Here is an 11,965-nt window from a genome sequence, read left to right as displayed (position 1 = left end):
CTTTTTTTAAAAAATAATTACCAACCTGTATTTTGAACCAGTACACCATTCGATAAATTGATCTGGTTATAGGGTATTTGTTGTAATCCCTGTGTCTCGTTTATTTTGCTGGCATTAATAACTTTTGATACTTGTTGTCCGCCATTTAATACAAAGGTGTTTTCGGCTATGGTGTTAGCGGCTTGGTTAACACCTTGCCGTAAAAGATCCCAGTAACGGATGCCTTCTAAGGCAAATTCCAAGTGTCTTTCGTTCATGATACGTGCGGGTGTCGCTGGCAAAGCCGTGAAGTTATCTCCATACGCCCTTTGCCGAACAGCGTCAAAATATAGCTGTGCATTTGCACTTCCCAGTTCTGCTGCCATTAATAAAATGTCTGCATAGCGAATCGATACATAATCCTGAAACTGACCGATCATAAAGTTCACGGCACCGTTGTTCACAGCGATGCTATTACCTTCTTCATCCACCAGGGGGGTGTACTTTTTATTATAATATCCGGTATATTCCCTTTGCCTGCTCTGGTTAGTGAAATTAATTTGCTCTTCTTGGATGGCGATAATGGAAGCTGCTTTTCTGCTGTCTGCATCGCTATAAGTGTTCCAGAGCTTAGGATTTACGGTGGCTCCGCCCCAACCATTGCCATAAGGGAAACTCCATTGTTCACGCATACCCAACATCACTAACCAATGATTGCCGTCTGTGTTACCGTCATAATCGCTGGTGTAAGTGTATTTGATAGCAAAAATGGTTTCTTGGTTGTCTTCACCGACATAGTCTTCCAGTGAAGCTGGCCACAGGTTGGCATAGTGTTCTACTAAGGCATAGCCACCGTTAGCGATAATATCCTCTAGATAGTTTAATGCTGTGCCACGGTCTACTAGCCCAACCAGGTCCGATTGATTGTAATAACCGGTATAATACAAGAATACCCGACCCATTAAACCTTCCGCAGCCCATTTGGTTACCCGTCCGTAAGTGTCGGTCGATTGTGCAGCATAGGCAGTAGAAGGTAAATGGCCAATGGCAAATTGCAGATCACCGGCAATCACTCCGTACACTTCTTCGGAGGTCGACTGCGGAATATTTTCAGATGAAGGTTCGGTCAGAAGTGGAATATTACCCCATAGCCTAACCATATCAAAATAGAGATAGGCTCTGATAAAACGAGCTTCCGCTTCATAGATTAATCGTAAATCGGTTTCGTTACCCCACTCAATGTCATCCAATTTGCCGATCAATACATTGCAACGGTACACGGCCTTGTAATAGGCTTCCCAATTCGGACCGAATATATTTTGATCGGCCGGAGAACGTAACCTGTCAAATTCATCCAACATTTGATAGCCGAATCCATCTGCATTTCCAGTGCCACCAAAACAGTTGTCGGATAAAACTTCGGCGGCAACAGGTAGGCTGATACCTTCCGCCCAGATGATCTGTAAACCGTCATAACAGCCAACAAGAGCGGTATAAGCATCTTCAGGCGTCGTGTAAAAATTTTCATCGGTTAAATCCGTAATTGGTTCCGTATCTAAAAACCCTTTGGTGCATGAGCCAAGGGCCAATGTTATTGATAGCAATGATATAATGAAATTTTTCATATCCTTCTTTTTTAAAGTTTTTTATTCATCGTTAGAAAGTGATGTTAGTTCCGATCATAAGCGTTCGTGGACGAGGGTAGTAGCCGAGGTCTACACCCGAAGCAAAACCTTCTGCATAACCTATCTCTGGGTCCATTCCATTATACCTGGTGAAAGTAAAGGCATTTAATATTGACGCGTACAGACGAACTTTTCGTAGGTAATTCCTGTTGAGAATGCTTCCAAAATCATAACCTAAGGTAATGGTGTTGATCCGGAGGAAATCACCATTGTGAATGTATAAATCTGAAAAATTGGTCCAGTTGCGGGCATCTTCTGTTAAACGAGGCAGTGTGTTGGAAGAGCCAGGGCCATGCCAACGGTCTAATATGGAAGTGGTATAATTAGCGTAGGGGTTTGCGTGGTTACGATAAGATTGTACCAGTTGGTTACCCGCGACTCCCGAAGCCTGTACGGCAAAATCAAACCCTTTGTAATTCCCTGAAATGTTGAAGCCGAAAGTGTAATCGGGATTGGGATTGCCTATTATCGTCTTATCGGCATCGTTGATGATACCATCTCCATTTAAATCAACGTACCGTACGTCCCCGGGCTGCGCACTGGGTTGTATCAATGTGCCGCCGCCATTTCGGTAATTGTTTACTTCTTCTTCACTCTGGAAGATGCCGTCAGTTCGTAAACCCCAAAAATAGCCTATCGGAAATCCGTTCTCTGCCCGGTAGAATTCCAAGGAGTTGTCATATAAGACATTGGGATTGCCATGTATAATACCATCGGCTGTTGGAATTTGTCCTACCTTGTTCCGGTTGTATGTACCATTCACGCCGATGGAGTAATTAAATTCACCAATATGATCGTGATATGCAATAGCTAGCTCAATACCGCTGTTTCGTACATCTCCACCGTTAATGAAGGGTGCATCAGCACCTGCAGTAGCTAATATAGGCGCTTCTACCAGCCAATCTTTGGTGATTTTTGTATACCAATCGAAATTTATATCCATGCGGTTATTCAACAGCCTGGCATCGAAACCGATATTTGCCTGTTCAGACGTTTCCCACCGCAATGCTGTATTGCTTAGTCTGCTCGGAAAGGCACCGGGGGTCAACACGCCTTCTGTATTGCCAAAAATGTAATTGGTATTTAAAAAGGATACTGGCGCCATAAATTGAAAGGCGGCAATGTTCTGATTACCCACTTGTCCCCAGCTTGCCCTTAGTTTGAAAAAATCAAGCCAAGTATTGGCACCCGCCATAAAGTTCTCATTGGTAATGACCCATCCTGCTGATATAGATGGGAAATAACCCCACCTATTGGAACGGGCAAACTTAGAAGATCCATCTGCTCTAAAGGTTGCATTTAATAAGTAGGTGCCTTTGTAGTTGTAGTTTAGTCGACCAAAGTATGACATCCGTTTATCTGGATCGTCAGGTGAACCGCCTATAGTTATCTGGGTAGCGTCATTACGATTGGTAGCGTTCGATAACCAGGCATGCTCTAAGTCGTTAAATACAGCATTTATGTTGGTTCCCCACATACTCGAACCTTCGTATTGAAAAGCCGAAGTGCCGACCATTGCTTCAAATTGGTGATCGTCTCTTACATCGAAATTGTAGCTCAATAGATTATCCCATAACAAGGTTTTTCCCTTTCCCATATTTTGGTTAATCCTCGAAAAATCATTGAACGCATAGGCAGATAACTTATAAATTGGTTCAAAAGATCTGCTCTCATTAACATTGTAATCCAATCCTAGACTTGTTCTAAATCGTAGCCCTTTAAACGGCTCTATAACCATATAGATGTCGCCAAATAAGCGCTGACTGTTTCGAGTATTTTGATTGTCGTAAAACATCTGTGCGTAAGGGTTGGCCTCACCATTATTCCAAGAGGAGTTGCTATTGTCGAAAAAATTGCCATTCTCATCGTACATCGGAACAAAGGAACTGGTATTAAAAGCGCCTCTGAGCGAATTGTTGTATTGATTGCCCACGCCGATACCATTGCTTTTTAGGTAGGTGAATGTAAGGTGTTCACCAAAACGGATAATGTCATTGTAAAGGTTGTGTTCTGAATTGATGCGGTAATTAATGCGTTCGTAATTCGAAAGATCTTTACCTCCAACAATACCTTCTTGACCGGTATATGATAACGAGGTCGAGTATGTGGAATGTTCACCGCCTCCTTGTGCGCTTAATGAATAGTTTTGATGGATGGCATTATCCACAAATAACTGGTTCATCCAATTGGTGCCTTCACCCAGCTGGGCTATTTCTTGATTTGAAAAATAGGGTTGCTTGCCGGAATTGACAGCGGCTTCGTTCATGATAATGCCAAAACTTGTTGCATCCAGCATACCGATTTTGTCTGCTACTTGTTGAATACCGGTAAATCCATCAAAAGAAATTTGGGCAGATTGCCCTTTTTTACCTTGTTTGGTGGTTACCAGTATCACACCATTGGCGGCCTGCGAACCGTATATTGCCGCAGACGCAGCGTCTTTTAGTACGTCAATGGATGCAATATCATTAGGGTTCAAATAAGTGATATCATTGGTTAATACGCCATCAACCACATAAAGTGGACTAGCATTGTTTACGGTACCCACTCCTCGGATAATTACACGCATACTTTCACCTGGCTGACCCGAAGTTGAAGTTATTTGCACACCGGGAGTTTGGCCCTGAAGGGCTTGTAACGCATTTGTCGTATTCTGTTTTAATATATCCTCACCCTTCACCTGTACCGAAGCGCCAGTTACCAGTTTTTTCTGTTGTACACCATAACCTACTACCACAACCTCGTCCAGATCGCCAATGCCCGGATTAAGTTCAATAAGTAATGGTTCAGTAGAAGTAACGGAAACTTCTCTTACATCCATGCCGACGTAGGTGATCAGAAGAATATCACCAACGTTGGCATTTATAGTAAAATTACCTTCTTCATTGGTCGAAGAGCCTGTATTCGTGCCTTTTATCTTAACGCTTGCGCCTGGAATAGGTAGCTGATCTTCCGAAGAAATAACTTTTCCTTTGATCGGCTGCTGTGCACGTGCAGTTATCGATAGTAGTAAAAGTAGAATGAGGCCAATTTTTTTGGCTTGTTTTAATAATATTAGCATAATCATTTTTTTTAGGTCCTTTAAACGGGCTTGTTTGGTCCGAACAATCTCCGTAATTATTTATTGAAGTTTGATTTTTAATGGTTTACCTGTGTAGTTTACCCGGTGGGCATTTTTTGTCTGCATAGCTTCGATTCCATGACGTTGATTGGCGTCTACAAATACAATGTTAAATGTACGCCTACTTGGAGCGTCAGCGTATTGTCCTTTTCTTTTCGAAATACTTAGCTCCTTGTCTTGTTGGTTGTAATGGAAGGTTATGGTGTTAAAGATTCCCTTTTCGTAACCATAACTTTTGCCATCGTCTTCATATAGTGCAAATATTCCATCAGCACCATCATATACGTATAAGGTGAGTGGGATGGAGGTTTTTTCTTCTGTATGCTGTAGTATTGGTCCGATCGGCAAGATCGATCCAGCTTTTACAAAAACCGGAATTCTTTCATAAGGCGCGGCAGCTTGGATGGTTTGACCGCCTGGGTATTGTGCTCCAGTATATAAATCATACCATGAAATATCGTTTGGTAAGTATACCGATCGTTCGGTGAACCCTTTTTTTGTGACAGGATTAACTAGTAGGGAAGGGCCCAATAGGAATTGATCATTAATATTATATACCTTTTTATCCGTACTAAAGTCCATCGCTAACCCGCGCATCATTGTGTAATCTTCATGATAGATTTTTCCCGCTAAACTGTATATGTAGGGTAGCAGGCGATACCTTAGTTGGATTGAAGCAATCATGCTCTTATACGCTGGGTGCACCGATGGAGCTATATTAAAAGGTTCACGATAGGGGTATTGTCCATGCGCTCTGAATATGGGAAGAAAAGTGCCAAATTGATACCATCGAGCATTTAACTCCCGCCATTCCTCCAGATCGACATCATTGGGCTCATGGTATTTTTTTTCAACTAGGAAACCGCCGGCGTCCATAGTCCAATAGGGCAAACCAGACATGGAGAAATTTATCCCTGCTGCAATCTGATCTTTCATATCTTCCCATGTGGAAGCGATATCGCCACTCCAAGTGGCGGCAGCAAAGCGTTGTTGTCCAGCGAAAGCTGAGCGGGTAAGGATAAAAACTCTTTTGTTTGGGTCTGTCTCACGTTGACCTTCATAAATGCCTTTGGCATTTTGCAGAGGGAAGGCATTATAATATCTTGTTGATGAGCCAATACTAGGCTGAAAAACAGCTTTTCGCTCTTCGATATTAATGTTAGAGTGTATGTCGGGTTCGCTGGCGTCCATCCAGAAGGCGTCTACCCCTTTTGCGTAAAGTTTACGATTTAATAAGTCCCAAAAGCCTTTTCTCGCACCCTCGTGGAAAGGATCATAAAAAGTAGAACGATAGCCTTCGCCAATCCAATCTTTTCGGCCATCAGCAAGGTTTCGCCTGTATAGCCAGCCCTTATTCATGAAGGCGTCAAATGTGCTGGATTCCTCATTGAATTTTGGCCATACGGAAATCATAAAGTGATAGTTGTTCTGATGCAATTGATCAATCATCCCCGAGGCATCGGGAAAGCGCGTGCTGTCATAATCCTGACTACCCCAATCTTTCTCTTTCCAGTATGACCAGTCCAAAACAAGGTTGTCAATCGGGATATTCCGTTCTCTGAATTCCTTTGCTATTGCTAAAATCTCTTGTTGGGTCTTATAGCGTTCACGACTTTGCCAGAAACCAAAAGACCATAGCGGCATAATAGGCGCCTTGCCGGTAAGTTTTCGGTAACCACCAATTACCTGATCGATGTTTTGACCACTAAAAAAATAATAATCAACTCCAGCGCCGGCTTCTGAGTCAAAAGAGAATAGTTGTTGTTCTGCTGACGCTAAAGGACGCTGGCATTGTACACCTAGATAAGATTGGGTTCCCTCTGGTTTCCATTCGATTTTAATCGTGTGTTTACTGTTGGCCTCGAAGGAGAGATCTACTTCAAACGTTCCGGCATTCCAAGATTCCCGCCATCTATTTTGTACCAGTTTATCGTCAATCCACACCTTAACATAACCTGCATATTTAAAATGTAAACGATGTAAACCGGATAACGGCGAGCTTATGGCTCCTTCATAAAGTATTAAGCTTTTTGATAAATCTATATTTTCCGGAAACTTCTGGAGATCACTAAGATAATAATATGCAATATCGGATTCCGGACGAGAAGTAAAAACTTCGTCCGGATGTTCTTTATTTAAATAGGTGGCGGTTAACCAGCCTTCCTCGCCTGTTTTAGCATATAATTTTAAGGCCGACAGGGGTAGTAGTGGACGGGTATCACCGGCCTTCGTAATAGCATAATTATTCCATAATATACCGTAATTTTTAGTCGAAACTAACATTGGAACAGCAACTTCGGTGTTGTATTGTAATAGGTTTACCTGACGTTTCTGGTAATTCATTATACCATTCTGGTGCTGCCCTAATCCGTATAGTCCTTCCTGAGGATCTACTTGGAAGTCTTGTTTTACGCGATAAAATAGATCTCCACCTGCTGCATCTAACTTGAAAGTGCCGGCATCACGTGGTGCTTCCTGGAGAAGGGTATCTCCCTCATGGTTTAAAAAGACCAATTGTCCATTCAAGAGTGATACCGCAACTTCTAAACCTACAGTATGAAGAAGCAACTGGTCATGCTCTTCCTTGACAGAAATAACCGGCGAATTTCCGAAGATCGTATCTGTTAGTATTAATTCATCAGAAGGAGATACGGTACGTTCAACGGGCGATGATTTTACGTGTACTATACTATCGCTAATAAAGGTGATATCTAACTGCTGATCGATACTATAGGGGGTGTTTTTATAAGTAATACTTACCCCGGATTCTTTTTTTTGATAGGTACCCTGTTGGGCATTTGCTATGAAAAAAGTACTATAGCAAAATATGGTTAATAGCGCTGCTAGCTTTCGCATTCGATTTTTGGTTTATAAAAATAATTAGCCTAGTGTTTTACGGTACATTGGTCTTTATTATCCTGTTGATATGAGTAGATAATACTTGACAAAGCTAATGCTGATTATATTGTATGAGGGGATAGGGACGTTTATTTTTAGGGGTCTTTTTGTTAACTAATTATGAATATTGGCATATAAAAGGCCGATTTTTCAACGAAAGACTTTTTTGATAAAGTATTCCTCTATAACTTTATTGATGTTGTTTATATACCGAAGGGAGAACGTGGTACATTGCTTTAAAATATTTACTGAATTGTTTTGGGTTGTTGAAACCTACATGGTAGGCGATCTCTGCAATGCTTAGGTTAGATTTTGCCAGCAACTGTGCTGCTTTACGCAAACGCATGTTCCGGATAAATTCCGATGGCGTGTGTCCGTTAAGGGCTAATAGTCGCTTGTATAAACCAACTCTACTTATATTTAGAGCTTCCGACAAATGTTCAACAGAAAAGGCAGTATTGGAAATGTTCTCTTCTATTATTTTTGTAGCCCTGCGTAAAAACTTTTCATCTTCGGATTCAACAGCAATCGTACTTGGAAGTATTTCTAGTTGCTTTTTATAGGTTTTTTCAAAAAGGTCCTTCTGCTTAAGTTGGTTTTTAATTTTAGAGCGTAACAGCTGGAAGTGAAAAGGTTTTGTAATATAGTCAGAAGCACCCATATCAACAGCTTTTAGCTGCATATAAGCATCGGTATACGCTGTCAATAAAATAACGGGGGTGTGCCGTGTCCGGTTGTCCTGTTTTATTTTTTTGCAGAGACTGATACCCGATTCTCCAGGCATGTGAACGTCAGATAGTATGAGATCGGGATGATGGAACAATACCTTTTGCCAAGCGGAGGTGGCGTCATAACAGCAAATAATACTAAAATCGGATTTCAAATTTTCTTTTAGATAGTGAATAAAATCCTCGTCATCATCAACAAGTAAAATACTGGGGAGTTTTTTATTACTATTTACAGAACGGTTGGTTCCCTCACTTTCCAGTTCGTTCACGTTTTCCTCATATTCAAAAAGGGCGGGTTTGGAGATTGACTGTTTTCCGCCAGACAAAACAGGTAGGGTAATAGTAAAGCAACTACCTTTCCCTTCTTCGCTGGTTAAGTGTATTTCGCCATTCAATAGTTGAACGTATTCGTAAGTAATGGATAAGCCTATGCCGTTCCCCTGGTTGAAAAGCGCATCATCCGAAACATGTTGAAAATATCGTTCAAAAATTTTTTTCTGCTGGTCCTTAGGTATGCCTATACCGGTATCTGCTACGGTCAGCGTGAAGGTGTCCGCTTCTGCCTTGGAAGGAACAGAAACATGGATAGTGATCTGACCGTCGTCAGAAGTAAATTTAAGCGCATTGCTCATCAAATTGAAAATAATCCGTTCTAACTTTTCCTGATCAAAATAAGTGTAGAAGCTGTTTTTATTTGACTCAAAGACAAGATTTATATGCTTTTTTTGAGCGAGATCAGCAAAAGAAGTGACATGGTCTTTTACCTGTGTTATCAGGTCTCCCAAGTGAAGGTTCAATTTCAATTTATTATTGTCTACCTTTTTAAGGTCTAGTAATTGATTAACAAGATTAAGCAATCTTTTGGCATTTCTTTTTATCGTGTTGAGGTGGTTGAGTTGTTCGGACTGAGGATTACTCTCCAGTAGACGGTCAACAGGGGCGAGAATCAGGCTCAATGGTGTACGAAATTCATGACTGATATTGGTGAAGAATTTAGTTTTTGTTTGTTCCAACTCTACGGCCCTTTTCGTTTCTTCACGTTCCTGTTGGAGCAAAAAGCGACTTTTCTGACGTTGTTTTTCGATATGTCTTATCAGTAATAGGAAACATATCGCCGCAGTCAAATAAATGGTGTACGCTAGAGGAGTCTTCCAAAAAGGGGGAGCTATTTTTATCTGCAATAGCTCATAAGGTTCGCTCCATTTCCCATTATCGAGAGCGGCTTTCACGATAAACTGATATACACCTGGATCCAGGTTGGTAAATGTTACCTTGTGGTTGTCTTCATCCGGGAGCCAGTTTTCATGGAAACCTTCCAATTTGTAGTAAAACTTCGTATGCTCATCAGTTAAGAAGTTAAGCGCAGAAAAAGTGATGCTAAATACATTTTGATCGTATTTTAGCTGTATCTTTTTTGTTAAGGCTGGAGATTGGTTTAGGATGACCTTGCCCCGGTGTACTTCATCTATTTTTAGAGCATGATTAAATAGCGCAAATTCTGTGATGATTGGTTTCAGTTGTTGACTGATCGGGGGAATTTTGTCTGGACTTATAATATTGAAGCCTGCGGGACCACCAAATAATAATTCGCCTTTGCTGGTTTTTAATGCTGCATTTTCGTTAAATGATAATCCCTGTAGTCCATCCAGCTTAGTGTAGTTTTTTGTATGTAGTTTTTCATTAGTGTCATCAACGCCGGTAATGCATGAAAGTCCTTTAAGCGTGCTTATCCATAACTGGCCCATATTATCTTCCAGTACGTTCAAAATAACATTATCGGGTAAACCAGCTGATTGTTTGTAAACAACAAAAGATGGGTGCGCTCCAGGTCGAAACAGGTTTAAACCATCTTGGGTGGCAATCCATATGCGGTGCTGGCTATCTTGGTAAATATCGGAGATATAGTTATTACTGATCGGTTGCCTGTAGGGCGAATTGGCTGTATATTTGTTTATTGTTTGAAGTGCTTGATTCATTACGACGATACCTTCTGCGCCGCCTACCCACAAATTCCCGTCGTGATCTTCACAGATAGCGGAGACATAAGCGGAAATATCGTCATTTTTTACAGGTATGAAATTATCCTGTTCAGGTTCATAGTAATACAGTCCGCCAACTAAAGTACCCAACCAGATTTTACCGTTGCTATCCTGATAGATTTCCCAAATGCTATTGTCGTTTAAACCATTCCCCTCAGAATCGCCGGTATAATGTTTGAACTGCTTACCGTCAAATATATTTAAACCACCATGATAGGTTCCTATCCATAAGCGCTGCTGGTTATCGCTTAATAGACTCACTACAATATTGCTGCTGAGGCCCAACTGGCTGTTGGACTGATGTAGATATTGTCTGAACTGTTCGCGCTTCCTATCGTAATAAATTATTCCTCCACCATTGGTACCTATCCATAAATTTCCATTTTTGTCTTCAACAAATTTATTAACATCATCGAAAGGCAAGTTTTTCCGATGATTTACCATCGGAAACATGTGCATTTGCTGATGATAGTAGCTGATACCCTGTTTATATGTCCCTATCCAGATGATATGCTCCCTGTCCTTATGCATGGAGATCGTGCTATTCTGTGCGATGCTGTTAGGATTGCTTTCATCGTGTGTTAGGTAATATGTCTTAAGCGTCTTTTTATCAATAAGATTAATTCCTCCATGATCAGTAGCAAGCCATATTAAACCATCTTCATCTTCCGTGATATGGCTTACCATATTACTATTGAGCATGCCATTTTGACTCGTATGATGGAGGTGCACCGTTTCATGATTTTTAGAACGTATGTAATAGGCTCCCAGAGGAATATTTTCTGCGTGAATCCAGAGGCCTCCGTCCCGGTCAACGAATAACTTGTAGTCGGCTTGCTGGTCTGCCGATATCGCTTGAAAGTGCGTCTTTTTCACTAAGGTGTTATTTGCCACTTCTTCTATCAAGCCCTGTGCATATATAAGGTATAATGTATGGTCTTTTGTATTTGCTATTCCAGTAATCTGCTGGCTTTTATTGGTTTGATAGTGGCGGCATTTCCGATCTCTAGGATGGTAACGAAACAAACCTTCCTCTTCATGTAGAAACCAATAATAACCTTGATCGTCTTTCAGTATATCCTTGATAATTCCTGAAGGAATTCCGTAACTAGCCAGTATACTGTCACTGTTATTTTCAAAAACTTCCTTTTCCTGATCATAAACGTTAAGACCTTTTATCGTTTTAACCCAGAGCTTCCCTTGAGGACCAATAAATAATCGTTGTATATTATTATCGTTAATAGATGAAGGGTTATTGTTAGAATGACGGAATACTTTCATTTGTTGACCGTCATATCTGTTTAGTCCAGCAGAAGTTCCGAACCAAAGAAAACCACTATCGTCTTTTATTATGGCATTTACATGGTTATTGGATAGGCCATGTTGCTCACTTAATTGTTGAAAATGGATCGTTGACACCTCTTGTGCTAACGTTGTCATTGCTGTGTAAAGCAAAGCAGTTAGGGTATAGCACAATCTTCTTAACACTTCGATCTTTTTTACACTTTTTAATGA

Annotated in this window: 4 protein-coding genes; all 4 read right to left on the bottom strand. The window is 41.0% G+C overall.

From position 1 onward, the window contains the following. Window positions 1-17: 17 nt before the first annotated feature. Window positions 18-1,604, bottom strand: coding sequence for a RagB/SusD family nutrient uptake outer membrane protein (locus tag H8S90_RS22420; RefSeq protein ID WP_187340017.1), 1,587 nt, complete (start codon window positions 1,602-1,604; stop codon window positions 18-20). 31 nt (window positions 1,605-1,635) lie between these two features. Further along, window positions 1,636-4,725 carry a TonB-dependent receptor gene (locus H8S90_RS22415; RefSeq protein WP_187340016.1) on the bottom strand — a complete coding sequence of 1,030 codons (3,090 nt, stop codon included), beginning with the start codon at window positions 4,723-4,725 and terminating at the stop codon, window positions 1,636-1,638. Between the two features lie 60 nt (window positions 4,726-4,785). Then, window positions 4,786-7,641, bottom strand: coding sequence for a TIM-barrel domain-containing protein (locus H8S90_RS22410; RefSeq protein ID WP_187340015.1), 2,856 nt, complete (start codon window positions 7,639-7,641; stop codon window positions 4,786-4,788). A gap of 232 nt (window positions 7,642-7,873) precedes the next feature. Continuing rightward, the gene (locus H8S90_RS22405) at window positions 7,874-11,938 is read right to left on the bottom strand and encodes a two-component regulator propeller domain-containing protein (protein ID WP_187340014.1); all 4,065 of its coding nucleotides are present in this window, start codon (window positions 11,936-11,938) and stop codon (window positions 7,874-7,876) included. Between the last annotated feature and the right edge of the window lie 27 nt (window positions 11,939-11,965).

Origin of the sequence: Olivibacter sp. SDN3, assembly GCF_014334135.1 — a bacterium.
Classification (GTDB): domain Bacteria; phylum Bacteroidota; class Bacteroidia; order Sphingobacteriales; family Sphingobacteriaceae; genus Olivibacter.
This window is presented reverse-complemented; position numbering and strand designations above follow the sequence as displayed.

Excerpts from the sequence above, each read along its gene's own strand:
- H8S90_RS22420 (WP_187340017.1), bottom strand. The coding sequence starts at position 1,604 with ATGAAAAATTTCATTATATCATTGCTATCAATAACATTGGCCCTTGGC.
- H8S90_RS22415 (WP_187340016.1), bottom strand. The coding sequence starts at position 4,725 with ATGCTAATATTATTAAAACAAGCCAAAAAAATTGGCCTCATTCTACTT.
- H8S90_RS22410 (WP_187340015.1), bottom strand. The coding sequence starts at position 7,641 with ATGCGAAAGCTAGCAGCGCTATTAACCATATTTTGCTATAGTACTTTT.